Source organism: Proteus hauseri (assembly GCF_004116975.1).
In the GTDB taxonomy this organism is placed as follows: Bacteria; Pseudomonadota; Gammaproteobacteria; order Enterobacterales; family Enterobacteriaceae; genus Proteus; species Proteus hauseri.
In genome coordinates, this window is record NZ_CP026364.1 from 3,520,157 (window position 1) to 3,546,570 (window position 26,414).

Genomic DNA, 26,414 nt, shown 5'->3' on the forward strand with positions numbered 1-26,414 from the left:
TTATTCTAAAACAGTAACAACTTGTCCTGGCCCTGTTGGGTAACCACCATATCCATAGTGATATCCCCAGAATGGTGCATCGCCATAATAGCCATACCCCCATGACATTGTTGGAGGCGGCATTATCACTTGCTGTGTTAATGTCCAACGTTTAATACCCGTTACATCCATTTTTAAAAATGGATAAGTCGCCTCGCCCACTTTACCTTTTTCTACACCTTTAATAGTGCCAACAACGGTAACGTATTGGTTTTCATAATCTACGGGATCAAGAAAATGCAGTACATTAGCATAAAGACGACCAATAGATGGCTGTTGCAACTCAGGTGCTGCATCATATTTAGATAAAGGCATTACTGCTATTTCAAGCTGGGTAGATGAGGTTAAATTTTTAACATTTATCACTCTTCCACCAAAACGTCCTTCTTGGCCTATGTATAGTTCAGGTGCCACGAGCACGACATTTAAATTTGTTACAGGTTCTGCTGTTGTGCCTTGAATAGATTCAGGTATAGAGACGCATCCGGTTAGCAACAAAGCACCCGATAAAAATAGCGCTTTGTTGACTAAACGGTAGTTTAATTGTCTTTTCATAAACCACCTCGTACAAGTGATAATAAGCATGACTCTCTAATATTATTATAGTCGTACTCTACCATTTCTAATAGAGACTGATTACAAGCTATTCACGCCCTGGTAGTTTCTTCCATGTCACTTCATTGCGTAAGTAAACAGGCTCTGCATCCTCTACTTTGGTCGCTTTACCTTCTTGCCAGCGATAAACCGCTAAAGGCAACATATCTTGCGCCGCAGGTAATGTAATTTCTGTTTCTATTATGTGTTGAGATAACGTTTTTTGCATCTCAGGGTAAGCTTGCCAACCAGTACCAGCAATAGCCCATTCACCTTCGATATGAGCCACACTTTCAAGAAACTGTTCTGGTTTCATAACCGCTTCAGTTTCTTCACCCTGCCATTTACCTTCTTCATTACGGTGATATTGAGCGCAATAAATCTCCCCCATTCGAGCATCAATAGCCACCAGCACTTGTTTTTTGCCAGTTGTTCTAAAAACACCTTCAGCCATTGTTGCAAGAGAAGAAACACCAATCATCGGTAGTTCAGCACCAAGTGCGATACCTTGTGCAACGCCAATACCAATTCGTACTCCGGTAAAACTGCCTGGCCCCTGACCAAATGCCAGAGCGTCTAAATTTTGTAATGTTAAACCCGCTTCTTCCAGTGCACTTTTTACCATTGGTAAAATTTTTTGTGTATGTTCACGAGGTGAAATCTCAAAACGTGAAGCAACAACACCTTCGTTCCAGACTGCAACAGAACATGATTCTGTTGCAGTATCAATTGCTAAAATTCGCAGTGACACGCCATAACTCCGGCAAATTCGATAATTAAAAGAGAGAGAATTGTATCATAATAGTGTTAAACAGAATAAACACACATTATGTGCGATAACTATTATGATCCCGATATTTATTTAGTTTCATTATGTTGCGTTCGATGTTGCAAAAAATCGACTGTCTTTTGTAGCGACCGCGTTCTTGGTGATGGAGGTAAACTGCTTAAGAATACTTCGCCATAAGGGCGAGATACCAATCTGTCATCACAAATAATAATCGCGCCATAATCATTCACATCACGAATAAGTCGTCCCACACCTTGTTTTAAGCTGATAACCGCATCCGGAATTTGCACATCACGAAAAGCATCACCACCGCGCAATTCACAGTCTTCAATACGAGCTCTTAACAATGGGTCATCAGGCGCAGTAAAGGGTAACTTGTCTATTATCACGCAAGATAATGTATCACCACGAACATCAACACCTTCCCAAAAACTTTGGGTAGCCACTAAGAGAGCATTTCCTGATGAAACAAATTTCTGTAACAGTTGCGTTTTCCCCATCTCCCCTTGCATTAAAACAGGTAGTGGTAAACTTGCTTTAAACTCTTGCGCTAACCCGCGCATCATGGCATGAGAGGTACAAAGAAAGAAACAACGGCCTTGGTTTTTTAAAATCACAGGCGAGAGCATTGCAGCTAAGCGTTTTGCAGTATTTGGCTGATTGAGCGGCGGCAGATAACGAGGTACACAAAGCAACGTCTGATTTTGATAATCAAAAGGACTAGTTAAAATTAATGTCGTGGCATTTTCTAAACCCAGTCTATCGGTGTAATAAGACATTTTTTCATCGACAGAAAGCGTAGCCGAAGTAAAAATCCAGCTACTTTTATGAGATTTAATTAACTCACGAAATTTATCAGCGACAGAAAGCGGTGTGACGGCTAAAAGAAAATGACGACCATAACTTTCAAACCAGTAGCTATAACCGGGGATAGAGGTATCAATTAAGCGTTTTAGCCTATTACGATAAATCGTAGCGCGCTCAAATGCGCTATCAAGTAACTGGCTTCGTCCTAAAGAGAGTTTGATAACGTCATAACTTAATTCTAATGCATCATCTAACAAGGTAAGAAATCTTTTCGTTTCGGCTCCTTGCAAAAGTTCACGTAAGTTGCCTCGATACCCTGCTTCGCCTAACGCTAAACGAAAATCCATTACCATTTGTGTTAATCTATCTGCACTTTTTTGCAATTGAACTTGATCACGGACTTCAGTGCGATATGCAATTGTCATATCTCTTGCCAGATCAAAAAGCTGTCGGCTAGTCAGTTGCTGACCAAAATAATGGCTAGCGATATCAGGAATTTGATGAGCCTCATCAAAAATCATAATTTCAGCTTCTGGAATAAGCTCACCGAATCCGGTGTCTTTCACTACTGTATCCGCCATAAAAAGGTGATGATTCACCACCACAATATCAGCATCCATCGCTTTTTTACGCGCACTAGAAACATAACACTCTTTATATCGTGGGCAATCACTTCCTAAGCAATTATCATTAGTACTTGTCACTAATGGCCACACTCGACTATCTTCAGCGACTAAATGGCAATGGCTGATATCACCATCTTCAGTTTGCGTTGACCAATGACGAATATGCATCACATCCGATAACACTTCAGCTTCGAGATCACCCCCACTTAGCATTTGCTGATCAAGCCGCTCTAAACACAAGTAGTTAGAGCGACCTTTTAATAAGGCTGTAACGCCTTGGTATTCGATAGCTTCAGTAATTGTGGGTAAATCGCGACTATAGAGTTGATCTTGTAGTGCCTTAGACCCCGTTGATATGATAGTTTTTTTACCTGAGCGCAACGCAGGAACAAGATAAGCATAAGTTTTTCCTGTTCCCGTTCCCGCTTCAGCAATAAGTACGCCTTGGTTATCAATAATTGTTGTTACTGATTGAGCCATTTGTCTCTGTGCTTCACGGGGATGAAATCCTGGAACGGTTCGGGTTAAAATCCCGTTTTCTGCAAAATCGTCTGACACAGGCATACTCTTTTTATAAAATAAGACGTAAATTATGCCAGTGGATAACAAAAAGTGCCACCCACGCAGTTCATACAAAGGAGAAGCAATAATGACAATTAAACGTATCGACCCAGAAGATCGCTGGTCTGAAGCTGTTATTCATAACGACACGCTTTATTACACCAGTGTCCCTGAAAATTTATCGGGTGATATTATTGAACAAACTGCAGATACATTAGCGGCCATTGATATGTTATTACAACGCGTTGGTTCCGATAAAACCAAAATTCTTGATGCCACTATTTTTTTAGCCGATAAAGCTGATTTTGCAGGAATGAACAAAGCGTGGGATGCATGGGTTGCTAAAGGTAGCGCACCTGTACGCTGTACTGTTCAAGCCCAATTAATGATCCCTGAATATAAAGTAGAAATTAAAATTATTGCAGCACTGTAACTAAGTCTAGATTAGCCCCCTATTTTGCAGGTGCTAATTTTTATTTTTTACATTTATTTTGTTAGTTAATTCAACATAATAATCTGAAAGATGTTCATTTCCATAAGTCTCTCCGATATGGCTATTTGCTATAAACGTTAAACAAAAAGGCTGAATTCATTTTGAACTCAGCCTTTTAATTTTTTACTTTTGCTGTGGTGCAATAAACATTATTTTCTTATTTACTACGAGTTATTAGGTTAATTAGCGTCAAGCAAACTTAATCATCACCATACCAACCAGTAATAATATAATTCCGCCCCATCCTTTATAATTGAGTCGTTGATTAAATAAGATCCAGCCAGCAGCTATAGTTGCAATAATACCGAATGCGCCCCAAAGTGCATAAGCCACAGAAAGCTCGATACCTTTTACTGCCATTGCAAGTGCGCTAAAAGCACCGAGTACACAAATAAGTGATGTTATTCCTAATCCTAATCGACTAAAACCATTCGACATTTTCAGGAATATATTGGCAATAATTTCAAGCACTACAGCAAGAAGAAGAAAGGCACCATGCCACCATTCAAATTGAGCTAACATATTAAGCCTCCTTGATATTCTTCACAGAAATAGGCTTATTAGCTCCTTTTACAGCACTGGCAACATGCTTGGCTTTTCCAGCAATACTTTTCACCGAGTCTGTTGTTTTCTTAGCAACAGCTGATTTCTTAGTACCGGATTTGATAAGAGTGATCCCCGCAATTAGCATTGCAAGCCCACCTAATTTTAATGGTGATAATGATTCACCAAACCATACAACACTAAATGCAGTAATAATGACAATTCCAATACCTTCCCATAAGGCGTATGCAACACCCAATGCCACTTTTTTAACTGCAATGGCTAAAAAGATATAGGAAGTGGCAATCATTAGCCACATAACGATCATACCTGTGTAACCACCGCTCACACTGGCGTACTTCATTGATAAAGTACCGATCACTTCACAAATAATAGCTAAAGCTAAAAATATCCAATAAATCATTTTTCATCTCTCATACACATTTGAAATACGCCGAAACGTTTCTTGCGCAGAAGATAGAGAACATGTAGATAGTCTTTCTGGCGGCAATAGTGCCGAACGTTAAGGCAACGTCATTTCCTGATAGCGTCAGGAATTAAGATGAGAGATTTCTATAATGCGCCACACCAGTAGTGTTCGCTGGATAAAATAGCAGAAAGGAATAACTTATAGGTAGAACGTTTAACTTTGACGCTTTTGGCGCTAGTCATGATTATTTATTCTTTCATCGCACAGACCATCCGCACGATATACTCCGAACCCTCATATAAGATGGTTAAATGTTACATGATATTTCTATCATGCCGAATTATTTAAAGCAACGACTTTCAGAGAAATTTTTTAACTTAATTAGTTGGTTTTATTTAAGTTTTAGTTTCTAGCCGATACCGTTATGAATAATTAATCAACACTTTTGCGATTCATTATGGGTTTTATTCATCGAAAGCGTTGTAATTATGCTTAAACAAATAATAAAAAATACCCAGCATTAGCTGGGTATGCGTAACGATTAAAAATGAATAAATACACTTATTGATTATTCAATTTCATTCCAAGAACGACCATCTCGCGTGATCATAGCAACGGAAGCAACTGGGCCCCATGTGCCAGCTTGATAAGGCTTAGGTAGTTCATTATCGCATTCCCATGCATTAATAATTGAGTCAACCCATTTCCACGCTTCTTCAACCTCGTCACGACGCACAAACAATGCTTGAATACCTCGCATTGCTTCGAGTAACAAACGTTCATAAGCATCAGCAAGATGTGTTTGATTAAAGGTTTCAGAGAAACTTAAATCTAGTTTTGTGGTTTGTAATCGGTGCTTATGATCGAGTCCTGGCGCTTTATTCAGCACTTCAATATCAATACCTTCATCAGGCTGCAAACGAATAGTCAGTTTGTTTTGAGGCAATTCCTGATAAGTTTCACTAAAAATATTTAGTGCTGGTTTTTTAAAATAAACCACAACTTCTGAACATTTACTCGGTAGACGTTTACCTGTTCTTAAATAGAAAGGAACCCCAGCCCAACGCCAGTTATCAATATCAACACGAATTGAAACAAAGGTTTCAGTATTACTGGTTTTATTTGCGCCGTCTTCTTCAAGATAGCCGGGGACTTTTTTACCTTGTACAAAGCCACCCGTATATTGCCCACGAACTGTTTTTTCGCGAATATTGGTGTTATCAATACGACGTAACGAACGCAGAACTTTTACTTTCTCTTGGCGAATGCTATCTGCGGTTAAATCAGCAGGCGGTGCCATTGCAATCATCGTTAGAATTTGTAAAAGATGGTTTTGCACCATATCACGCATTTGTCCCGCTTGATCAAAATAGCCCCAACGCCCTTCAATACCGACTTCTTCAGCTACCGTAATTTGTACGTGATCAATAGTTCTGTTATCCCAGTTATTAATAAACAGGGAGTTTGCAAAACGCAGTGCTAATAAGTTTAAAACCGTTTCTTTACCAAGATAATGGTCGATACGATAAATTTGACTCTCTTTAAAATATTTCGCCACGCTATCATTGATAGAAACTGAAGAAGCCAAATCAGTCCCTAATGGTTTTTCCATCACGACACGATTAGGTTCTTTATTTAATTTTGCATGTCCTAATCCCTGACACATCGCACTAAAGGTACTTGGTGGCATTGCAAAATAGTAGATAGCAGGTAATTTGTCTTGTTTTAGGTGTTTTGATAACTCAATGAAATGGTCGGTTTCATTGACATCAAGATTACAAAAATCGAGACGATCACTTAAACGTTGCCAAATTTCAGGATTAATATCTTCTTTTAAAAAGGTTTTTAAAGCTTCATGGGCAACATTTTTATATGCCTCAACATCCCAATCTGCACGACCCACACCAATAATACGAGTATCAGTGTGAATATATCCCGCCTTTTCTAATTGATATAATGATGGAATAAGCTTACGGCGTGCCAGATCCCCTTTCGTACCGAAGATAACCAGATCACAGGCCTGAGCAGTCGATATCGCTGCCATAGTACGTCTCCTCATGATGAGATTTTGTAATTTTGTTACAGAATTTTGTCTTAATGTACTCTTTTGGATGTATTCAGTAAATACACATACGCATTTTACTCTTTAACCTATAATGATGTTTTTGCTAATGCATCGTTTTCTATCTCATTACTTCGCTATTCTTGTAAGTTTATTACGATTTTGTTTCTATTTTTCAGCACTGAAAGTTAGACACAGCTCATACTTTAACGAAAAAAGCCCTACTTACGCGTTGTTAACACTGCAAGCCTTGTTCTATGCGTAGTATATTTTCATAAAACCGTTATAGATTTCTCCTTTTATTGAAATTGGCAAAGCCAAGGATCTGTATATTTAATGAATATATTGGAAAGGGTTCAGTCTAATCTGGACATCTTGAGCAAATCAGAAAAAAAAGTCGCCGAAGTTGTGCTAACGACGCCACAAACTGTGATCCATTCAAGTATTGCTCTAATGGCTAAAACTGCTGATGTCAGTGAACCTACGGTTAACCGCTTTTGCCGTCGTATGGCAACAAAAGGATTTCCTGATTTTAAACTACTTTTGGCTCAGAGTATTGCCAACGGCACACCTTATGTAAACCGTAATATTGATGATTCTGATACAGTCTCTTCTTATACAAATAAGATATTTGAATCAGCAATGGCGGGGTTAGAAAATGTAAAAAACAATATTGATATCGCGGCAATAAATCGAGCTGTCGATATTTTAACTCAGGCTAAAAAAATCTCTTTCTTTGGTTTGGGTGCATCTGCTGCAGTAGCACATGATGCGATGAATAAATTTTCTCGCTTTAATATTCCTGTGACCTACTTCGACGATATTATTATGCAACGTATGAGTTGTATAAATAGTAGTGATGGCGATGTAGTTGTTGTGATATCGCATACAGGAAGAACTAAAAATTTAGTTGGGGTGGCAAAAATTGCGCGTGAAAACGATGCCGCAGTTATTGCAATTACGACACCGGGGTCTCTTTTAGCGAACGAAGCCACCTTACCTATCTTGCTTGATGTGCCTGAAGATACTGATATCTACATGCCAATGATTTCTCGCCTTGCACAGCTTACTGTTATCGATGTTCTGGCAACGGGTTTTATTTTACGTCGAGGACCAAAATTCAGAGATAACTTGAAGCGTGTCAAAGAAGCATTACGTGATTCACGATTTGATAAGTAACCATTTTTAATGGTTCTGTTAGAATTGTCACACTTCCTATCGTGCGTCTGACTAGATAAGTTTTTGAAAAATGGTAGCATATCTGCGAGCTAACTCTCGCATATGATGAAAACAGCCAAGTATGTTACAATTAGCTTGAAGCGTTTCACTTAACATATTGGATAAAATAATATTTATTTCTATTTTATCTGATAGCCAACACCTTTCGTTCAAGGTCAACGGAGTATTACATGTCCAGACGGCTCAGAAGAACAAAAATTGTTACCACCTTAGGCCCAGCAACAGATCGTGATAATAACCTAGAAAAAATCATTACTGCTGGTGCAAACGTTGTTCGATTAAATTTCTCTCATGGTTCTGCAGAAGATCACCTCGCTCGAGCGAATCGTACTCGCGAAATTGCTGCAAGACTTGGTCGCCATGTTGCTATTCTTGGGGATTTACAAGGTCCTAAAATCCGTGTTTCTACATTTAAAGACGGAAAAGTTTTCCTGAATGTTGGTGATAAATTCCTATTAGATGCCAATTTAGAAAAAGGCGAAGGGGATCAAACTAAAGTCGGCATTGATTATAAAGGTTTGCCTGCTGATGTAGTTCCGGGCGACATTTTGCTGCTTGATGATGGCCGTGTTCAACTAAAAGTACTTAAAGTAGATGGGTTAAAAGTATTTACAGAAGTGACTGTCGGTGGCCCTTTATCGAATAATAAAGGAATTAATAAACTCGGAGGCGGACTTTCCGCTGACGCATTAACTGAAAAAGATAAACAAGATATTATTACTGCTGCCAAAATTGGCGTTGATTATCTTGCAGTTTCTTTTCCAAGAACGGGTGAAGATCTTAATCTTGCTCGCCGCTTAGCCCGCGATGCGGGTTGTGAGTGCCAAATTGTTTCTAAAGTTGAACGTGCAGAAGCCGTTGCCAACGATGAAATTATTGATGAAATCATCCTTGCATCTGATGTTGTTATGGTTGCTCGTGGTGATCTTGGTGTTGAAATTGGTGACCCAGAACTCGTGGGTGTTCAGAAAAAATTAATTCGTCGTGCTCGTCAGCTTAATCGTGTTGTGATAACAGCAACACAAATGATGGAGTCGATGATTACCAATCCAATGCCGACACGTGCAGAAGTAATGGATGTGGCCAATGCTGTATTAGATGGTACTGATGCTGTAATGTTGTCGGCAGAAACAGCAGCAGGACAATATCCAGCAGAGACAGTTGCTGCAATGGCTCAGGTCTGTTTAGGCGCCGAAAAAATGCCAGCCGCAAATGTCTCTAAGCATCGTTTAGATATGGTGTTTGATACTGCTGAAGAAGCTATTGCGATGTCAACAATGTACGCTGCTAACCATATGAAAGGTGTTAATGCGATTATCGCAATGACAGAATCAGGTCGTACAGCGCGTATGATGTCACGCATTAGCACAGGCCTACCGATTTTCTCAATGTCTCGTCATGAGAAAACCCTTAACCAAACTGCACTTTACCGTGGAGTCACACCCGTTTATTGCAGCACTCATACTGATGGTATTGCCGCTGCTAACGAAGCCATTGCTCGTTTACGTGATAAAGGTTTCTTAGTTTCTGGTGACTTAGTGTTAGTTACTCAAGGTGACCAAATGGGTACCATAGGTAGCACAAATACCTGTCGTATTCTTGAAGTTGAATAAATTTCTCGATAGATCTGATTAAATAAAATGGGCCTCCAATTGGAAGCCCATTTTTTATTACCTAATAAAAATCTCAATGTCGATTTTAATCTTTAAAATCGTGACGTGAATAAGGCTCTATTTCGCCTTCTTTACGTGTTTTCAATAATTTTAAGATCCACGTGTATTGTTCTGGCGTCGGTGAAACTAATGCTTCTAGTTCTTCATTCATTCGACGGGCTATATACAAATCATCCTGCCCATCAATATCATCCATTGGTTCACGAATGATTATTTTTAATTGATGCGTTTTATGGCAATAGACCGGAAACAACGGCACGATAGCTGCGCGGCATACTTTCATTAAGCGCCCAATGGCGGGCAAGGTCGCTTTATAAGTACCAAAAAAGTCAACAAATTGACTATGTTCAGCACCGTGATCTTGATCGGGTAAATAATATCCCCAAAAACCCTGTCGAACGGTTGAAATAAACGGTTTAATTCCTGCCTCGCGAGAATGTAGTCGTCCATCAAAATGGTGGCGCGCTTTGTTCCATAAATAGTCAGCAACAGGATCTTTTTGGTGATGAAACATTGCAGCCATTTTTTGCCCATTAGCAGCTAATAACATCGCCGGAATATCCACAGCCCAGCCATGAGGTACCATAAAAATCACATTGCGTCCTTCTTGTTTTAAGCGCTCAATGACGCCTATCCCTTCCCAAGATGTGCGTTGTAATATTCGCTCTGGCCCTCTTAAACATAGCTCAGCAAGCATAACAAATGATTGTGGTGCGGTTTCAAACATCTTATCTAACACAACTTCACGTTGTGTTTTATCCCACAGAGGAAAACAGTACCTCAAATTGATATCTGCACGACGTCTTGCACTTTTCGCTTTACGCCCAACAAAACGACCAATAGAAGCAAGAAATGGATCGCGCCATTTTACTGGCATATATGCCAATGCACTTAATACTCCCGCGCCAAACCATGTTCCCCAATGGCGAGGATGCAAATAAGCACGGTGAAAAGTAGGCACATAACCTGCTTTACTATCGGTATCTTTTTCTTTATTCATCAGATAACTCTCTGAACTGACACCCCTAATAGGCGTAAAAATCGATAAAACAAAAACGGATGATATCAATCATCCGCTTTTATGTCTTTAAATTAGTGTTTACAGTCAATTATCTAGCGTTAACTGAGGCATTATCTCTTTTACTTTAGCCAGATATTCTTGTTTTTCTTTGCCCGTTAAACCATCGGCACGTGGTAATTTAGCCGTTAATGGATTTACTGCTTGTTGGTTTATCCACAGCTCATAGTGCAAATGAGGCCCTGTGGAACGTCCTGTATTACCCGATAATGCAATGCGGTCACCGCGTTTAACACGTTGGCCTGGTTTAACCAGCAATTGACGTAAGTGCATATAGCGCGTGGTGTATTGGCTACCATGACGAATAGCGATAAAGTTACCCGCTGCGCCACTGTATTTTGCGACAATAACTTCACCATCACCCGTAGCAAGAACCGGTGTCCCTACTGGCATAGCAAAATCAACACCTTTATGTGGTGCAACACGACCTGTAACAGGGTTAACACGACGTGGATTAAACTGTGAGGAGACTCTAAATTGCTTAATCGTTGGGAATCGCATAAAACCGCGTTCTAACCCACCAGCTTGACTATCATAAAAACGTCCGTCTTGCGCTAAAAATGCATAGTAATCTTTACCCGCACTACGTAAACGCACGCCAATTAGTTCACTTTGTTCAGTACGGCCATCTAACACTTCACGAGAAAATAGAGCTGAGAATTGATCACCACTTTGCAACTTTCTAAAATCTAACTGCCATTGCAGCGCTTTAGTAACAGCCCGTGCTTCTGAATTGGTCAATCCTGCATTTGTGGCACTGGTCGAGAAACTACCACGGATAACACCTGATGTTACGCTGTTTTTCCACTCACCTTTTTGGAATTCTTTTGTTTCTTGGAACCCCGTTTCTGTGCGGGTATAAACGCGTGTTTCACGACGAGAGACACCCCAGCTTAACTCTTGTAACAAACCATCATCATCAAGTTTCCAGCTAATAGGTTGCCCTATTTTCAGATTTCTTAAATCTTTATTTTGGTTTGATATCGTCGCAATATCAGCAGAATCAATACCAAACTGGGTCAGAATGGTACTTAGAGAGTCGCCGCTAGAAACAATATAGGTGTGAGGTACTTGCGCTACCGCAGTGCTGGTATCTGTGCCATCTTCTGCACCTACAAGTCCTTCATCGGTAAGTTGATCACTACTGTCTGTAATAATGTCATCAGTATTTTCATTTTGCACCACTAAAGGTGCTTGAATACTGATAGGAACTTCTCTGCTTTGTTCCGTTTGAAGCACTATTGGCCGCCATATTGCAACGACCAATGTTGCTGCAGTTAACGAGCCAAGCATTATTTTATGGGGTAGTGGTAAATTTAAATATACCTGTGCAATGGATTTCGTCTTCTGCTGCACCTTCTCAATTCCTTATTTTGTCTCATTTAGGCAGCTCGCATATTGGTTAGCTAGTTGGGTAAGGAATGTTGTGTAACTCTCTTGATTTAGAGTAATTCCACTTCCAAGGGGATCTAATACACCCATTTTAACCCCAGTGCCTTTCGCCACTGTTTCTATCACTGTCGGCCTAAATTGTGGCTCAGCAAAAATACATGATGCTTTTTGCTCAACCAATTGTGTTCGTATTTGATGTAATTTCTGAGCGCCCGGCTGTATTTCAGGATTAATCGTAAAATGACCTAACGGCTTTAAATTATAATGTTTTTCGAAATAGCCATAAGCATCATGAAAGACAAAATAACCCTCATTTCTCACGGGCGACAGAATATTAGCAATATTTTTATCAGTTTGCTTGAGTTGTTCGCTGAATTTACCAAGGTTTACGTCCAAAAGTTCTTTCTTGTCTGGATACAGCGTAATTAACCGTTGATGGATCTGTTTTGCAGACGACAACGCAATTTCTGGTGATAACCATATGTGCATATTATAACCACCATGAGAATGATGTTCGTGATTTTCCTCATGTTTATGCACATTGTCATCATCATCTTTCAAGAAAAGTGACTTTATTTCGTTAGTTTCTGCTAAAGCAAGCTTATGATTGTCACTAAGTCTATTTAATGGTCTATCTAAAAACACTTCCATATCAGGACCAACCCATACCATTAGGTCTGCGGAAGTGATTTTTTTCAAATCAGACGGTTTTAGTGCGTAATCATGTGGAGATGCACCATCTGGCAATAATACTTGCGTTGGTGTTACTCCATCAGCAATCGCAGCTGCGATAAATCCTATTGGTCTAATCGAAGCTACCACATCAGCCTGAACTGAAGCACTGAATGTTGTTATGATCGCTGTCGCTAGAAATGATTTCAATAAAAAACGATGCGCAAATTTGTTGTTTTTATGTAACATAGAGAGAAATCCCGTGAATCATCATTGGAAATGTTATATTATAACGTTTCAATGATTCTGCAAGTGCTAATTTTATGTCTGACTTGATTCGTTTAAAATCGGTTTGTGTTTCTTTTGGTGAAAGAGAAATATTAAAAGATATCTCTTTTGATTTAAAAGAAGGCCGTATTCTCACCTTGCTCGGCCCTAATGGTGCCGGAAAATCAACCGTTATTCGTTTAGTGTTAGGATTACTAAATCCCTCTTCTGGCGAAATTATACGCCAGCGCACATTACGTATTGGCTATGTACCACAAAAACTTTATCTCGACCCGACAATGCCATTAACGGTAAAACGTTTTATGACCTTAAAACCAGGTGTTCACGATAAAGATATTCTACCTGCATTAGAACGGGTTAACGCAGCAAAACTGATTAATCAACCAATGCAAAAATTATCAGGGGGCGAATCTCAGCGAGTATTACTTGCAAGAGCACTTCTTAATCAGCCACAGCTGTTAGTGTTAGATGAACCCACTCAAGGCGTTGATGTTAATGGGCAACTTGCCCTATATGATTTAATTAATCAGCTTCGCAATGAACTTGGCTGTGCAATCTTAATGGTGTCTCATGATTTGCATTTAGTCATGGCAAAAACAGACGAAGTACTTTGCCTCAATGGGCATATTTGCTGCTCTGGCGCTCCTGATGTTGTTTCATCACATCCTGAATTTATTGCCATGTTTGGCAGCCGAGGTGCTGAGCAATTAGGTATTTATCGTCACCATCATCAACACAATAAGGAGTGCCGTCATGATTGAGTTGCTATTACCGGGCTGGATTGCCGGTATGCTCTTAGCAATGGCAGCAGGTCCTTTGGGGTCTTTTGTTGTTTGGCGTCGAATGTCTTACTTTGGCGATACACTAGCACATGCTTCTTTATTAGGTGTGGCTTTTGGCTTGTTATTTAATATTGAGCCATTTTATGCCGTGATTATCGTTACCCTTCTCTTAGCTATTTTATTGGTTTGGTTAGAATTAAAACCGCAGCTTTCTGTTGATACCTTATTAGGCATTATGGCTCATAGTGCGCTTTCTTTAGGGCTTGTTGTCGTTAGTTTAATGTCAAATGTGCGTGTAGATTTAATGGCGTATCTATTTGGTGATCTGTTATCAGTAAACTATCAAGACGTTATCAGTATTTTTATTGGGGTAGTAATTGTGTTGTTTGTGATTATTCGCTCATGGCGTCCTTTGCTTTCGATGACGATTAATCAAGATATGGCTTATGTTGATGGCGTTAATATTCAACGTGAACGTTTAAAACTGATGATGATCACCGCATTAACTATCGGATTAGCAATGAAATTTGTGGGGGCTTTAATTATCACTTCATTGCTTATTATTCCCGCTGCGACAGCGCGTCGTTTTGCTCGCTCACCAGAACAAATGGCAATTATCGCTGTGGGTGTTGGAATGCTAGCGATTACCGGTGGTTTAACCTTCTCGGCTTTCTACGATACACCAGCAGGCCCATCAGTTGTATTAGCGGCAAGTAGCTTATTTATTTTAAGTTTATTTGCACCTTCAAAACAATAATACGAGTTAATACTCAATAAAATAAACCCCAATAGCAAATCACTTGTTATTGGGGTTTATTTTTAGTGTTCTTCTTATTAAGACTTTTATTAATACAAAATCAGTAGCGATTATTTATTTAGCAATTCCGATTCATCAATAGGGGTATAAATTAAAATATGTACATCTATTAAAGGTTCCATGGCATTTTTTATTTTTTCATAAACAACAGACCACGCTAAGCCACCCAAACCAGCACCTAAAGGCGGGATGGCAATAGATTTAATATTGTGCTGTTTTATTTCATCAACAAGTGCGATTAATCCTGTTTCGATATCTTCAATACGACTTGCTTCTCTCCAGTGTCGTTTTGTTGGAAAATTCACAATAAAACGAGGATGTCCAGCTTGTCCTATTTCATAAATAAACATGTTGCCAGGTTGTAATTCTTTATTTTTACATGCTAATGCATAGGCCTTAAAATTGTCAGGCCATTTCTTTTTAAATTGTAAGGCAATACCTCGCCCCATCACACCAACACAATTAACTGCATTAACAATAGCTTCTGTATTGGCTTTTAAAAGGTCACCGCGCGTAAGCTCTATCATTTAAATCACCTCTTTAATAAGACCAACACATACTGAAATAAATATTAGGGTTATTCCATAATGCGATTAAAGTGGCGATAAGCATGATTAGTTGCAACGCGCCCTCTTGGCGTGCGCTGTATAAAACCTTGCTGTATTAAATAAGGCTCTAATACATCTTCAATAGTTTCTCGCTCTTCACCTATTGCCGCTGCAAGGTTATCAAGCCCAACAGGGCCACCCATAAATTTATCAATTATCGCAAACAACAGCTTACGGTCTAAATAATCAAAACCTGCGGCATCAACATTCAGCATATCAAGTGCTTTAGATGCAGTTTCTTCGTCAATTTCACCATTGCCTTTAACTTGGGCAAAGTCTCTTACTCGACGTAATAATCTATTGGTAATACGAGGTGTGCCTCGTGAACGCATCGCTATTTGCCGAGCGCCTTCACTAGTCATTTCAAGCCCCATAAAATGGGCACTACGAGAGACAATATGCTGCAGGTCATCAACATTATAAAATTCAAGACGTTGCACAATGCCAAAACGATCACGCAATGGCGAAGTTAAAGAGCCTGCACGCGTTGTGGCACCAACTAAGGTAAAAGGAGGTAAATCAATTTTAATAGAACGAGCCGCTGGCCCTTCGCCAATCATGATATCGAGTTGATAGTCTTCCATTGCAGGATAGAGAATTTCTTCAACCACTGGTGATAGACGATGAATTTCGTCAATAAACAACACATCATGAGGCTCAAGGTTGGTGAGCATTGCTGCTAAATCACCTGCTTTTTCTAATACAGGCCCAGATGTAGTGCGTAAATTAACGCCCATTTCATTGGCAATAATATTTGCTAATGTGGTTTTTCCTAAACCAGGAGGGCCAAAGATAAGCAGATGATCAAGAGCATCATTACGCAATTTAGCTGCCTGAATAAAAATCTCCATTTGTTCACGAACTTGTGGCTGCCCCACATATTCGGCAAGAGACTTAGGGCGGATCGCCCTATCAATTATTTCTTCTTCAGGTTGTTGAATATCTGCTGAAATCAGGCGATCTGCTTCAATCACAATGTGTTACTCCTAAATAGCCGCGCGTAATGCTTCTTTAATCAGGGTTTCGCTATCAGCTCCCGGAGTTGCGACTCGACTAATCATTTTAGCTGCTTCTTGTGGTTTATAACCTAATGCTATCAGTGCAGCTGATGCTTCTGATTCAATATCAGCTGCCGTTGGTGCTTTAGGCGAACGACTCGCTGGTAATTCAATATCACTTGTTTGGTCAAATAAATCGCCATTAAGGCCTTTAAAGCGGTCTTTCATTTCAACCACTAAACGTTCCGCTGTTTTTTTACCAACACCAGGTAATTTCACCAGTGAAGAGATAGATTCATTTTCAATTGCAGTGACAAATTGGCGAGCAGACATGCCAGATAAAATCGCCAAGGCGAGTTTAGGACCAACGCCATTAACTTTGATTAATTCACGAAATAATGCACGTTCTTGTTTTTGATTAAACCCATAAAGGAGTTGAGCATCTTCACGCACAATAAATTGTGTATAAATAATGGCTTCCTGATCGATATCAGGTAATTCATAAAAACAGGTCATCGGCATATTAATTTCATAACCAACCCCATTACCCGCTTCTATCAGCACAACGGGTGGCTGTTTTTCAAGAACAATTCCTCTGATACGACCTATCACGCTAGCACCTCCGCAAAATTAATTACGCCAAGTTTATAACATAAAAAAAGCTGGACGTATATCCAGCCTGTGTAAAACCAAAAACATTTATCTCAGCTATTGCTTATCTTAAGCGTCCACGAGTTAAGACTAATCGAGGATCACCAACACGCAGTAAGTTTTGGTTAAAATGGCAGTGTGTAATAGCTATTGCTAACGCATCAGCAGCATCAGCTTGAGGTGCAGCAGATAATTTTAATATTGATCGCACCATATGTTGCACTTGGCTTTTATCCGCAGCCCCTGTTCCTACCACACTTTGTTTCACTTGCCGCGCCGCATATTCAAATACAGGTAAATCATTATTAACAGCGGCTAATATTGCGACACCACGAGCTTGCCCTAACTTCAGCGCAGAATCGGCATTCTTCGCCATAAAAACTTGCTCGACAGCAAATACATCGGGTGAAAATTGCGTAATTATCTCGCTCACACCCGCATAAATACGTTTCAGTCGATTGGGAAGATCAGGAACCTGTGTGCGAATACACCCACTTCCTAAATAGATAAGTTGCCGTCCTTGCTGACGAATAACGCCATATCCTGTGATCCGAGAGCCAGGATCGATACCTAAAATGATAGCCATATCTATTCCTGTGGCCGATATGGACAATGGCGAGAGAAAAGAGCAAGACATGTTGCTCTGCTCTTCTCTTCGCACTTTCAACAACAGCGCAATTTACTTGCTGTTATTTGCAAAATTTATTGGTTAAATTACAGAATATCTTCCAATAATTTAGCTACTTCATCAGAAATATCACCGTTGTGATAAACTTCTTGCACATCATCACTGTCTTCTAACATGTCAATCAGACGTAATAATTTTGGCGCGGTTTCGATATCTAATTCAGCTTTTGTAGAAGGGATCATTGAAACTTCAGCTGACTCGGCAACAAAGCCCGCGGCATCCATAGCATCTTTCACTTCACCAAATGATTCTGGTGTAGTGTAAACATCAATAGCACCATCATCATAAGTTTCAACATCATCAGCACCCGCTTCTAATGCTGCTTCCATTACTGCATCTTCATCAACACCTGGTGCATAAGAAATAACACCTTTTTTGGTGAATAAGTAAGATACCGAACCATCTGTTCCTAAATTACCACCAGTCTTGGTAAATGCATGGCGAACATCAGAAACAGTGCGGTTACGATTGTCACTTAAGCATTCAACCATAACAGCAGTACCCGCAGGACCATAACCTTCATAGATAATAGTTTCCATATTATCGTTTTCATCATTACCCGCACCGCGAGCAATGGCGCGATTTAATGTATCGCGAGTCATGTTGTTGGATAACGCTTTATCAACTGCTGCACGCAAACGTGGGTTAGTTGCTGGGTCTGCACCGCCTAAACGCGCAGCTGTTACCAACTCACGGATGATTTTAGTGAAAATTTTACCGCGTTTTGCATCTTGCGCTGCTTTACGGTGTTTAGTGTTGGCCCATTTACTATGACCTGCCATGAAAATTTCTCCAAACGTGGTCTAATAATTAAATAACAAATTCTCGTATCGCTTGCTGATTACCGGCTGACTTTGTTAAGTCAGCTGCCAGTGGCGCATCTAACCAAAGATATTGCGTGTGTTCAGTCAGTTCAATTTCCCGTTCAGAGGGAAGTGCTAACACAAACCAATGTTCCTGGCCATGAGTGATCTCAGGCGCATAACGATGGCGAAAATGTGCAAAAATCTCATAAATAATCGTACGATGGCAATCCACCAGCTCAAGATTTTCTTTTATGATATCAATTCCAACTTCTTCGCGCACTTCACGTAATGCAGTTTGTAAAGGCGTTTCATCCTCTTCCAAGCTACCTGTCACTGATTGCCAGAAATCTGGATCATCTCGACGCTTCAGCATAAGCACCCGTTTAGTCTCTTTTGCATAAATCACTACTAAAACAGATATCGGGCGCTTATATTTCATGATTTACTCTTTGTCTTCGCTTTCTTTTTGAGTCACCTGAATGGCTAATTCTTTTAATGCATCATCATTAGCAAAACTTGGTGCATTAGTCATTAAGCAAGCCGCAGCGGTTGTTTTAGGGAATGCGATAACATCACGAATATTATCTGTTCCCGTAATTAACATCACTAAACGGTCTAAACCAAATGCTAAACCAGCGTGTGGTGGCGTACCAAATTTAAGCGCATCTAATAAGAAACCGAATTTTTCTTGTTGCTCATCAGGGCTAATACCTAAGATGCTAAATACTGCTTGTTGCATCTCATTGCGGTGAATACGAACAGAACCGCCACCCACTTCATAACCGTTGATAACCATATCATAAGCATTTGCAACCGCACCAACAGGATGTGCAGTAAGCTCAGCGGGGGTTAAATCTTTAGGCGAAGTAAACGGATGGTGCATCGCACTTAAACTGCCCGTTTCTTCATCTTCTTCAAACATAGGGAAGTCGATGACCCACAGTGGTTTCCATGCTTTCAGATCAGTTAATTCAAGATCACGCCCAACTTTCAGACGTAATGCACCCATTGCATCGCTCATGGTTCCTTGACGGCCAGCACCAAAGAAAATCAGGTCACCATCAGTTGCGCCTGTTGTAGCTAAAATTGCATTAACGACATCATTTGTTAAGAATTTTGCAATTGGGCTTTGTACGCCTTCGATGCCTTTCGCGCTTTCATTAACTTTCATCCACGCAAGACCTTTAGCACCATAAATGCCAACGAATTGCGTATATTCATCGATGTTTTTACGAGTTAATGCCGCACCACCTGGCACACGCAATGCGATAACACGAGATTTTTCGTCGTTAGCCGCTTGAGCGAAGACACTGAATTCAACATCTTTGACTAAGTCAGCGATATCTTTCAGTTCCATTGGGTTACGCAAATCAGGTTTATCAGAACCATAACGACGCATTGCTTCAGCAAAGGTCATTACTGGGAAGGTGCCTAAGTCTACGTTTAAAATATCTAACCACAATGCGTGGATCATACGTTCCATCACTTCACGCACTTGATCTGCGCTCATAAATGATGTTTCAACGTCGATTTGAGTAAATTCAGGTTGGCGGTCAGCACGTAAGTCTTCATCACGGAAGCATTTAACGATTTGATAATAACGATCAATACCAGACATCATTAGCAGCTGTTTGAAAAGCTGTGGTGATTGTGGCAGTGCGTAGAATTTACCTTTATGAACACGACTTGGTACTAAATAGTCACGAGCCCCTTCTGGGGTTGCTTTTGTCAGCATTGGGGTTTCAACATCTAGAAAACCTTCGCCATCCATAAAGCGACGCACAAAACTGGTAATTTTTGCGCGTGTTTTCAAGCGACCTGACATTTCAGGGCGACGCAAATCTAAATAACGGTAAGTTAAACGACGTTCTTCTGTGTTTGTTTGGTTGCTATCTAACGGTAAAGCTTCAGAACGATTAAAAATAGACAGCGACTCTGCTGCTAATTCAATTTCCCCAGTGGCCATGTTTTTATTTACTTGGCTATCTGGGCGAGCACGTACTGTTCCTGTGACTTGAATACAAAATTCATTACGCAGCTCTGAAGCCTGAGAAAATGCCTCTTTCTGCTCTGGGTCAAAGAAAACTTGAACAATACCTTCGCGATCTCGCATATCGATGAAAATTAATCCACCTAAATCACGACGACGATTAACCCAACCACAAAGAGTCACTTTTTGGCCCACATGGGCGCTATTCAACTGCCCACAATAATTAGTACGCATACAATATCCTTTTACTCAGCTTGTTGTGCTTTCTGCTGCGGAAATTTTGGCAATAGTCTTTTTCGAGTAGTGTCAAAAAAAAGGCAGACATTATAACGAAAATTCTTCCCGGCGATAAGAGTATAGACCTAGTTTATATGATACATCTTTTCAAGGATTTGCTAATCCCTAAACAATTTATTAATAATAATTATTTATAGCGACAGAAGTCGCTTTGAGGTTTATCATTAAATTCGCCGTTTTTTGGTTTTGGCAATGGAGAAAAGATGGTTAGCTCGCTTTATATCGTATTGGGCGCACTATTATTGATTAAATTGTCCCTAAATGTCGTAAAACTCAGAACTCAATATCGGGTAGCTTATGGTGACGGTGGCTTTTATGAATTACAAACAGCCATCCGTGTTCATGGTAACGCGGTAGAATACATCCCCATTTCCATGATTTTATTACTTGTCATGGAAATGAATGGCGCATTTGTATGGATGGTACACATCTGTGGCTCTATTTTAATCACAGGCCGCATCCTACATGCCTATGGTTTAAAACATCGCGAACTTCGTTGGCGCCGCTCTGGAATGGCTGCAACTTTTTTGTCTATGCTACTGATGATCATTGCTAATATTTATTTCCTTCCTTGGATCCAAATCTTTTCCTTCTATTATTAAGTCCTCGCTGGAATAACATGATCATCCTTGATCAATACCGACATCCTTGCTGTTGTGATTAATAACGGCAAGGTATCGAAAAGGTTTATCTATTTTTTCTAATTTCTTTCTGAATAATGCAACTTTGTGAGCACCGTCGCTTCTGGTAGAATGCTCACTTCTTTTATTCCTTAAACTTATTTTAGTTATGTCTAATCAAAAATCACCACAACAAGACAGCTTATTTGCCGCACCTATTGCCAATCTTGGTGATTGGCATTTTGATGAAAAAGTCGCTGAAGTATTTCCAGATATGATAAAGCGCTCTGTGCCAGGCTATTCAAATATTATTTCGATGATAGGCATGCTGGCTGGTCGCTTTGTCACACCAAATAGCCAAGTGTATGACTTAGGCTGTTCGCTGGGGGCAGCAACACTTTCTATGCGCCGAAATATTAATGCGGCAGGATGCAAAATTATCGGCGTTGATAATTCTCCCGCAATGGTAGAACGTTGTCAGCGTCATATCGATGCCTATAAAGCGGATACGCCTGTTGAAATTATTGAAGGTGATATTCTTGATATTGAAATTAAAAACGCCTCAATGGTTGTGCTTAATTTTACACTGCAATTTTTAGCACCAAACCATCGCCAACAATTACTCAACCGAATTTACCAAGGTTTGAATCCCGGCGGTGTGTTAGTACTTTCTGAAAAATTCAGTTTTGAAGATACTCAAATTGGTGAATTACTCTTTAATATGCACCACGATTTCAAACGTGCTAACGGATACAGTGAATTAGAAATTAGCCAAAAACGCAGTATGTTAGAAAATGTGATGCTAACTGATCCCGTTGAAACACATAAAGCTCGCTTACATAACGCAGGGTTTCCTCATGCTGAAGTTTGGTTTCAATGTTTTAATTTCGGCTCATTATTAGCAATTAAGGACGATAAATAATGATTAACTTCAGCTCGTTTTATCAACGTATTGCTCAAGATGAACGTTTATTTCATTGGTTAGACACATTACCAGCACAGCTTTCAGAATGGCGTTCGCACGCATTACATGGACATTTTGCTTCATGGGAAAGAATGCTAGAAAACTTACCCGAAATAACACCAACTGAATGTGATTTAAAAAAGGGTGTTATCGCCACGAAAACGCCTGCACTCAGCGCAGGTGAGCAACTTGGATTAAATAATATTTTAAAATCCCTGATGCCTTGGCGCAAAGGCCCTTTTTCACTGTATGGCGTGAATATAGATACAGAATGGCGTTCAGATTGGAAATGGGATCGCGTTTTACCACACCTTTCACCGCTTGAAGGTCGTTTAGTGTTAGATGTGGGTTGCGGCAGTGGCTATCACATGTGGCGCATGTTAGGCGAAGGCGCAGACATGGTGGTTGGCATTGACCCTACTCAGTTATTCTTATGCCAATTTGAAGCAGTAAGAAAATTATTAGGTAATGATCAACGTGCCCATCTTATTCCTGTTGGAATAGAACAGATGCCAGAGCTAAATGCGTTTGATACCGTATTTTCTATGGGTGTACTTTATCACCGCCGTTCACCACTTGATCATCTATGGCAATTAAAACACCAATTAGTTTCTGGTGGTGAATTAGTATTAGAAAGCTTGGTAATTGATGGTAATGAATTCCAATGCTTAATTCCTGGTGAACGTTATGCACAAATGCGTAATGTATATTTTATTCCATCAGCAAAAATGCTAAAAGTTTGGCTAGAAAAATGTGGTTTTAAAGATGTTCGTATTGTTGATGAGAATATCACATCATTGGATGAGCAACGCAAAACAGAATGGATGGTAACGGATTCATTAGAAGCTTTTCTAGAGCCTAATGACCATAGTAAAACGGTTGAAGGTTATCCCGCACCAAAACGTGCAATATTAATTGCCACTAAGCCATAAGCAAAATTTAACATCACTATTTTCTAAAATCTAAAGGGATATCAATTTTTTGCATATCCCTTTTCTACATAATATAAGCTTATTATTTTAGATTTTACTTGGGTTAAAAAATCATACCGTTAATAATGATTGTAAATAAACAATGGCAAATATAAATAAGAGCAAGCAGGTTACACAAAAAAAAGTAACGCAACAAAAACAACAATCTTTATTGTCAAAACATAAACAACTAAAAGAAAAACAAGCAAATAAGCAGCTTATTGAACTATCTTCATTTGTTGAAAGTAATTCAGCCACGCCTTTTGCATTAACGCCATTACAACATGTAATAAAAATCTTCTTTTCATTATTTGATTATGCTACTCAATTTTTATATATCGCTTTTATTATTACCGTATGGTGGTTTCCAGAGCATTTTTCTGTACAAACAATTTATAACCTTACTGTTCTTTTTTTATTTGAGTTTATTTTAGTGCACTCAGGCGTATTTATGGCGGCATTTTCTCGCACTAAATTTGTTTTTGCGTTAATTCCTATCTATGGAATATTTGCCTTAATTATTAACAGCATGATTATGGGAGAAGAAAATCTAATTATTTGGCTTTATGCCGTGATTATCGCCAATCGCATTATTGGAGGGTATCAGGTAAAAACTCAAGAAGAGTTCGGAAAAAATTTACTTTATAGCGCATTATTAGTTATTAACTTTATGTTTAGTCTATTTTCTGTGCTTATTCTTCAATTCCTAGTCCCTTATGGTGGTTTAACCCCCAAATATTTAAATGAAATCAACTATCTCTATTTGATCCCACAGCACAGTGATTATTTTAACGTTCCTCATATTGGCATGGCTTACGGTACATTGTTCTATGGTATTCCTTTTATTTGTATGGCGACAATTCAAATAAAAATGATTTATAAAAAATTACGTTTAAAATTGAAAAAATATAAATTACCAAATAAAAACTAAGTAATAGCGCACAGAATGCTAAATATCTCTATTGTTGTTCTGCTTAGCTCATGTTTATAATGCTCAGGTATTAATCTTATTTCACTTTTTATTTAATTTCCTATTTTAAAAGGCATTTCCCTACGATGAACTAAATTCTGCCAGAAAATTATTTCAAAATACTTTTGAGTATTTATTTTCTGTTACTGGCAGACAATGGTTTATATCGCGCCTCTTTGCTACAAAAGATCTCGGCTGTCTGCCACCTATCTCTCTTAGGAGGTATATTTATGACTATAGCTTGTCATTTTTCACAGCTAACTATCGAATTTAATCAAACTCTACTATTTCCACCATTGAGCCGTTCACTGACTTGTCAGCAAAACGCATTAATTGGACATAACGGAAAAGGTAAATCAGTACTATTAAGATTATTAGCACAAAAAATAACACCAACATCAGGGAATATAAGCTGGAACATACCCTTTATTCACGTAGATCAATTAACACGACTAACCGGTAATACTATCGCTGAAGCATTAGGAATAAATCCTCTGTACCACGCTTTTCAACGTGTAGATGCGGGTATTGCTTCAATGCAAGATATCGAATTACTTGATGGAAAATGGCAGCTGCCTGTGATATGGAAAAGCTTACTTCATTCAGCTCAGTTACCTATTTCAATGGATACATCTATTGCTCATTTAAGTGGTGGAGAACAAACCCGCTTAGCGCTTTGTCGTGCGTTGTTACATAAAAATAGCTTTCTTTTATTAGATGAGCCCGATAATCACCTTGATATTGAAGGACAGCAATGGCTGGTTAAGCAACTCGCGCAACATAAATCAGGTTCATTAATTATTAGTCATAACCGTCAATTTTTATCTCATATGGACGCTATATTCGAATTAACTGATAAAGGACTGGCTGAATATGGTGGCAACTATACACTTTATGAGACACAAAAAAGCGCTGAAACAGCCTCTTTAGAGGCTGCAACCGAGCGAATTACTAGCCAAATTAAAAGTGAAAAACGTCAACAACAAGTAACTCAACAAAAAACAGCTCAAAGGCGTCAACAAGGCGAATCGATTAGACAAAGTGGATCACAATGTTTGCTATTACTTGATATGCAAAAAAATCGTGCTGAACAACGCTTATCTGCCGTTGCTAAGCGTCATCAGCGTATAATGGATGATATGCAATCTCAACGCCAAACATTAGAAGAAGAAAAAGCGCATATTCATCAGCAAAAAATAACGCTAAATTACCAATGCAGTGGTCAACGCTTGCATGTTTTTGTTTCAGATCTCTGTTTACCTTTTGGTTATCAAAAACCTATCTCATTTTCAGCCTATAGCGGAGAACACTGGCATATTAAAGGTAAAAATGGATGTGGCAAATCGACATTATTAAAATGTTTAATTGACGCCATATCACCATTATCGGGTGAATATCGCTTGAATAAAGATTTTTGTTATTTGGATCAAAACCTTGCTTTACTTGATAAAACGATACCTGTTTCACAAGCTCTGCATAATTATCAATCTGAAATTTCTATTGAACAATGGCGAACCCGTCTTGGTATGTTAAGAATTCGAGGAGATAAATCAATGCTGCCACTTGAAAAACTTAGTGGTGGTGAGCAATTAAAAGCAACTTTACTCGCATTAACGCATAGCCCAACACCACCTGCCGTTTTACTACTAGATGAACCAGATAATCATCTTGATATAGAATCTAAGCAGTTATTAGAGAATTTATTAGCACAATATCAAGGCACATTATTATTGGTGTCACATGACAATACATTCGTTGAGCAATGTGTTATTACCCATACATTATTATTAGAAGATATTGATTAAATAATTTACGAATTAATTGTAGCTAGCAGTAACTGACATATTATTATTTTATTTAACTTAGCGATTTAAAATAAAAATAGCCGCGCCAATAATGGCACGGCTTGAATCTACAGAAATATATTCATAACAACTTTTAGTTATTCCTATCATTAGGAATAAA

26 protein-coding genes are annotated in these 26,414 nt (G+C 39.2%); 10 read left to right on the forward strand and 16 right to left on the reverse strand.

What is annotated here, in order from left to right:
• The 3 genes from PH4a_RS16110 to yoaA form a co-directional block, all read right to left on the reverse strand.
• Complete coding sequence (locus PH4a_RS16110) at positions 1 to 594, reverse strand: Slp family lipoprotein (protein WP_129041208.1); 594 nt, start codon at positions 592 to 594, stop codon at positions 1 to 3.
• Between the two features lie 88 nt (positions 595 to 682).
• Positions 683 to 1,378, reverse strand: coding sequence for a tRNA (adenosine(37)-N6)-threonylcarbamoyltransferase complex dimerization subunit type 1 TsaB (gene tsaB / locus PH4a_RS16115; RefSeq protein WP_244212978.1), 696 nt, complete (start codon positions 1,376 to 1,378; stop codon positions 683 to 685).
• Between the two features lie 113 nt (positions 1,379 to 1,491).
• On the reverse strand, positions 1,492 to 3,420 hold the full coding sequence (gene yoaA, locus PH4a_RS16120) for a DNA repair helicase YoaA (protein ID WP_129041212.1): 1,929 nt from the start codon (positions 3,418 to 3,420) through the stop codon (positions 1,492 to 1,494).
• Between the two features lie 85 nt (positions 3,421 to 3,505).
• Between yoaA and PH4a_RS16125 the strand changes: the two genes are divergently transcribed.
• A complete protein-coding gene (locus tag PH4a_RS16125; RefSeq protein WP_064720021.1) occupies positions 3,506 to 3,850 on the forward strand; it encodes a RidA family protein in 345 nt (114 codons plus the stop codon).
• A 249-nt stretch (positions 3,851 to 4,099) separates the two neighbouring features.
• Here PH4a_RS16125 and mdtI read toward each other — a convergent pair whose 3' ends face one another.
• The 3 genes from mdtI to zwf all read right to left on the reverse strand — a co-directional run bounded on the left by mdtI (position 4,100) and on the right by zwf (position 6,927).
• Complete coding sequence (gene mdtI / locus PH4a_RS16130; protein WP_064720022.1) at positions 4,100 to 4,432, reverse strand: multidrug/spermidine efflux SMR transporter subunit MdtI; 333 nt, start codon at positions 4,430 to 4,432, stop codon at positions 4,100 to 4,102.
• A 1-nt stretch (position 4,433) separates the two neighbouring features.
• Positions 4,434 to 4,877, reverse strand: a complete 444-nt coding sequence (mdtJ, locus tag PH4a_RS16135; protein ID WP_064720023.1) for a multidrug/spermidine efflux SMR transporter subunit MdtJ — start codon at positions 4,875 to 4,877, stop codon at positions 4,434 to 4,436.
• A 574-nt stretch (positions 4,878 to 5,451) separates the two neighbouring features.
• The gene (gene zwf, locus PH4a_RS16140) at positions 5,452 to 6,927 is read right to left on the reverse strand and encodes a glucose-6-phosphate dehydrogenase (protein ID WP_064720024.1); all 1,476 of its coding nucleotides are present in this window, start codon (positions 6,925 to 6,927) and stop codon (positions 5,452 to 5,454) included.
• A 354-nt stretch (positions 6,928 to 7,281) separates the two neighbouring features.
• On the opposite strand from zwf, the gene PH4a_RS16145 reads away from it, so the two are divergent.
• Together PH4a_RS16145 and pyk are read left to right on the forward strand one after the other, a co-directional pair.
• Entirely contained in the window at positions 7,282 to 8,124 is an 843-nt protein-coding gene (locus PH4a_RS16145; protein ID WP_129041214.1) for a MurR/RpiR family transcriptional regulator, read from the forward strand.
• Positions 8,125 to 8,354: 230 nt separating this feature from the next.
• Entirely contained in the window at positions 8,355 to 9,797 is a 1,443-nt protein-coding gene (gene pyk, locus PH4a_RS16150) for a pyruvate kinase (RefSeq protein ID WP_064720026.1), read from the forward strand.
• Positions 9,798 to 9,882: 85 nt separating this feature from the next.
• Here the strand turns inward: pyk and lpxM are convergent, their stop codons facing one another.
• The 3 genes from lpxM to znuA all read right to left on the reverse strand — a co-directional run bounded on the left by lpxM (position 9,883) and on the right by znuA (position 13,248).
• Complete coding sequence (lpxM, locus tag PH4a_RS16155) at positions 9,883 to 10,857, reverse strand: lauroyl-Kdo(2)-lipid IV(A) myristoyltransferase (protein WP_129041216.1); 975 nt, start codon at positions 10,855 to 10,857, stop codon at positions 9,883 to 9,885.
• A gap of 105 nt (positions 10,858 to 10,962) precedes the next feature.
• The gene (gene mepM, locus PH4a_RS16160; protein WP_129041218.1) at positions 10,963 to 12,291 is read right to left on the reverse strand and encodes a murein DD-endopeptidase MepM; all 1,329 of its coding nucleotides are present in this window, start codon (positions 12,289 to 12,291) and stop codon (positions 10,963 to 10,965) included.
• A gap of 12 nt (positions 12,292 to 12,303) precedes the next feature.
• Positions 12,304 to 13,248, reverse strand: a complete 945-nt coding sequence (gene znuA / locus PH4a_RS16165) for a zinc ABC transporter substrate-binding protein ZnuA (RefSeq protein ID WP_129041220.1) — start codon at positions 13,246 to 13,248, stop codon at positions 12,304 to 12,306.
• Between the two features lie 74 nt (positions 13,249 to 13,322).
• Between znuA and znuC the strand changes: the two genes are divergently transcribed.
• Positions 13,323 to 14,048, forward strand: coding sequence for a zinc ABC transporter ATP-binding protein ZnuC (gene znuC / locus PH4a_RS16170; RefSeq protein ID WP_064720030.1), 726 nt, complete (start codon positions 13,323 to 13,325; stop codon positions 14,046 to 14,048).
• The gene (gene znuB, locus PH4a_RS16175) at positions 14,041 to 14,826 is read left to right on the forward strand and encodes a zinc ABC transporter permease subunit ZnuB (protein ID WP_064720031.1); all 786 of its coding nucleotides are present in this window, start codon (positions 14,041 to 14,043) and stop codon (positions 14,824 to 14,826) included. The genes znuC and znuB overlap by 8 nt, the downstream gene beginning before the upstream one ends.
• Positions 14,827 to 14,936: 110 nt before the next feature.
• On the opposite strand, the gene PH4a_RS16180 is transcribed toward znuB, so the two are convergent.
• From PH4a_RS16180 to aspS, 7 genes are all read right to left on the reverse strand, one after another.
• On the reverse strand, positions 14,937 to 15,413 hold the full coding sequence (locus PH4a_RS16180) for a macro domain-containing protein (RefSeq protein WP_129041222.1): 477 nt from the start codon (positions 15,411 to 15,413) through the stop codon (positions 14,937 to 14,939).
• A 50-nt stretch (positions 15,414 to 15,463) separates the two neighbouring features.
• Positions 15,464 to 16,468, reverse strand: a complete 1,005-nt coding sequence (gene ruvB, locus PH4a_RS16185; RefSeq protein ID WP_129041224.1) for a Holliday junction branch migration DNA helicase RuvB — start codon at positions 16,466 to 16,468, stop codon at positions 15,464 to 15,466.
• 12 nt (positions 16,469 to 16,480) lie between these two features.
• Positions 16,481 to 17,104, reverse strand: a complete 624-nt coding sequence (gene ruvA / locus PH4a_RS16190; protein ID WP_064720034.1) for a Holliday junction branch migration protein RuvA — start codon at positions 17,102 to 17,104, stop codon at positions 16,481 to 16,483.
• Between the two features lie 103 nt (positions 17,105 to 17,207).
• Positions 17,208 to 17,729 (reverse strand): crossover junction endodeoxyribonuclease RuvC, encoded by a 522-nt coding sequence (gene ruvC, locus PH4a_RS16195; protein WP_064720035.1) that lies wholly within the window; start codon positions 17,727 to 17,729, stop codon positions 17,208 to 17,210.
• A gap of 128 nt (positions 17,730 to 17,857) precedes the next feature.
• Positions 17,858 to 18,613, reverse strand: coding sequence for a YebC/PmpR family DNA-binding transcriptional regulator (locus PH4a_RS16200; protein ID WP_129041226.1), 756 nt, complete (start codon positions 18,611 to 18,613; stop codon positions 17,858 to 17,860).
• Between the two features lie 28 nt (positions 18,614 to 18,641).
• On the reverse strand, positions 18,642 to 19,076 hold the full coding sequence (gene nudB, locus PH4a_RS16205; protein ID WP_129041228.1) for a dihydroneopterin triphosphate diphosphatase: 435 nt from the start codon (positions 19,074 to 19,076) through the stop codon (positions 18,642 to 18,644).
• A gap of 3 nt (positions 19,077 to 19,079) precedes the next feature.
• Positions 19,080 to 20,861, reverse strand: coding sequence for an aspartate--tRNA ligase (aspS, locus tag PH4a_RS16210; RefSeq protein ID WP_064720038.1), 1,782 nt, complete (start codon positions 20,859 to 20,861; stop codon positions 19,080 to 19,082).
• A gap of 266 nt (positions 20,862 to 21,127) precedes the next feature.
• Here aspS and PH4a_RS16215 point away from each other — a divergent pair, with 266 nt between their 5' ends.
• From PH4a_RS16215 to PH4a_RS16235, 5 genes are all read left to right on the forward strand, one after another.
• Positions 21,128 to 21,526 carry an MAPEG family protein gene (locus PH4a_RS16215; protein ID WP_129041230.1) on the forward strand — a complete coding sequence of 133 codons (399 nt, stop codon included), beginning with the start codon at positions 21,128 to 21,130 and terminating at the stop codon, positions 21,524 to 21,526.
• 187 nt (positions 21,527 to 21,713) lie between these two features.
• Positions 21,714 to 22,466 carry a carboxy-S-adenosyl-L-methionine synthase CmoA gene (cmoA, locus tag PH4a_RS16220; RefSeq protein ID WP_064720040.1) on the forward strand — a complete coding sequence of 251 codons (753 nt, stop codon included), beginning with the start codon at positions 21,714 to 21,716 and terminating at the stop codon, positions 22,464 to 22,466.
• A complete protein-coding gene (cmoB, locus tag PH4a_RS16225) occupies positions 22,466 to 23,440 on the forward strand; it encodes a tRNA 5-methoxyuridine(34)/uridine 5-oxyacetic acid(34) synthase CmoB (RefSeq protein WP_129041232.1) in 975 nt (324 codons plus the stop codon). The genes cmoA and cmoB overlap by 1 nt, the downstream gene beginning before the upstream one ends.
• A 142-nt stretch (positions 23,441 to 23,582) precedes the next feature.
• The gene (locus PH4a_RS16230; protein WP_129041234.1) at positions 23,583 to 24,410 is read left to right on the forward strand and encodes a hypothetical protein; all 828 of its coding nucleotides are present in this window, start codon (positions 23,583 to 23,585) and stop codon (positions 24,408 to 24,410) included.
• 269 nt (positions 24,411 to 24,679) lie between these two features.
• A complete protein-coding gene (locus tag PH4a_RS16235) occupies positions 24,680 to 26,254 on the forward strand; it encodes an ATP-binding cassette domain-containing protein (protein ID WP_129041237.1) in 1,575 nt (524 codons plus the stop codon).
• Positions 26,255 to 26,414: the final 160 nt, after the last annotated feature.

Excerpts from the sequence above, each read along its gene's own strand:
- PH4a_RS16110 (WP_129041208.1), bottom strand. The coding sequence starts at position 594 with ATGAAAAGACAATTAAACTACCGTTTAGTCAACAAAGCGCTATTTTTA.
- yoaA (WP_129041212.1), bottom strand. The coding sequence starts at position 3,420 with ATGCCTGTGTCAGACGATTTTGCAGAAAACGGGATTTTAACCCGAACC.
- PH4a_RS16125 (WP_064720021.1), top strand. The coding sequence starts at position 3,506 with ATGACAATTAAACGTATCGACCCAGAAGATCGCTGGTCTGAAGCTGTT.
- mdtI (WP_064720022.1), bottom strand. The coding sequence starts at position 4,432 with ATGTTAGCTCAATTTGAATGGTGGCATGGTGCCTTTCTTCTTCTTGCT.
- mdtJ (WP_064720023.1), bottom strand. The coding sequence starts at position 4,877 with ATGATTTATTGGATATTTTTAGCTTTAGCTATTATTTGTGAAGTGATC.
- zwf (WP_064720024.1), bottom strand. The coding sequence starts at position 6,927 with ATGGCAGCGATATCGACTGCTCAGGCCTGTGATCTGGTTATCTTCGGT.
- PH4a_RS16145 (WP_129041214.1), top strand. The coding sequence starts at position 7,282 with ATGAATATATTGGAAAGGGTTCAGTCTAATCTGGACATCTTGAGCAAA.
- pyk (WP_064720026.1), top strand. The coding sequence starts at position 8,355 with ATGTCCAGACGGCTCAGAAGAACAAAAATTGTTACCACCTTAGGCCCA.
- lpxM (WP_129041216.1), bottom strand. The coding sequence starts at position 10,857 with ATGAATAAAGAAAAAGATACCGATAGTAAAGCAGGTTATGTGCCTACT.
- znuA (WP_129041220.1), bottom strand. The coding sequence starts at position 13,248 with ATGTTACATAAAAACAACAAATTTGCGCATCGTTTTTTATTGAAATCA.
- znuC (WP_064720030.1), top strand. The coding sequence starts at position 13,323 with ATGTCTGACTTGATTCGTTTAAAATCGGTTTGTGTTTCTTTTGGTGAA.
- znuB (WP_064720031.1), top strand. The coding sequence starts at position 14,041 with ATGATTGAGTTGCTATTACCGGGCTGGATTGCCGGTATGCTCTTAGCA.
- PH4a_RS16180 (WP_129041222.1), bottom strand. The coding sequence starts at position 15,413 with ATGATAGAGCTTACGCGCGGTGACCTTTTAAAAGCCAATACAGAAGCT.
- ruvC (WP_064720035.1), bottom strand. The coding sequence starts at position 17,729 with ATGGCTATCATTTTAGGTATCGATCCTGGCTCTCGGATCACAGGATAT.
- PH4a_RS16200 (WP_129041226.1), bottom strand. The coding sequence starts at position 18,613 with ATGGCAGGTCATAGTAAATGGGCCAACACTAAACACCGTAAAGCAGCG.
- nudB (WP_129041228.1), bottom strand. The coding sequence starts at position 19,076 with ATGAAATATAAGCGCCCGATATCTGTTTTAGTAGTGATTTATGCAAAA.
- aspS (WP_064720038.1), bottom strand. The coding sequence starts at position 20,861 with ATGCGTACTAATTATTGTGGGCAGTTGAATAGCGCCCATGTGGGCCAA.
- PH4a_RS16215 (WP_129041230.1), top strand. The coding sequence starts at position 21,128 with ATGGTTAGCTCGCTTTATATCGTATTGGGCGCACTATTATTGATTAAA.
- cmoA (WP_064720040.1), top strand. The coding sequence starts at position 21,714 with ATGTCTAATCAAAAATCACCACAACAAGACAGCTTATTTGCCGCACCT.
- cmoB (WP_129041232.1), top strand. The coding sequence starts at position 22,466 with ATGATTAACTTCAGCTCGTTTTATCAACGTATTGCTCAAGATGAACGT.
- PH4a_RS16230 (WP_129041234.1), top strand. The coding sequence starts at position 23,583 with ATGGCAAATATAAATAAGAGCAAGCAGGTTACACAAAAAAAAGTAACG.
- PH4a_RS16235 (WP_129041237.1), top strand. The coding sequence starts at position 24,680 with ATGACTATAGCTTGTCATTTTTCACAGCTAACTATCGAATTTAATCAA.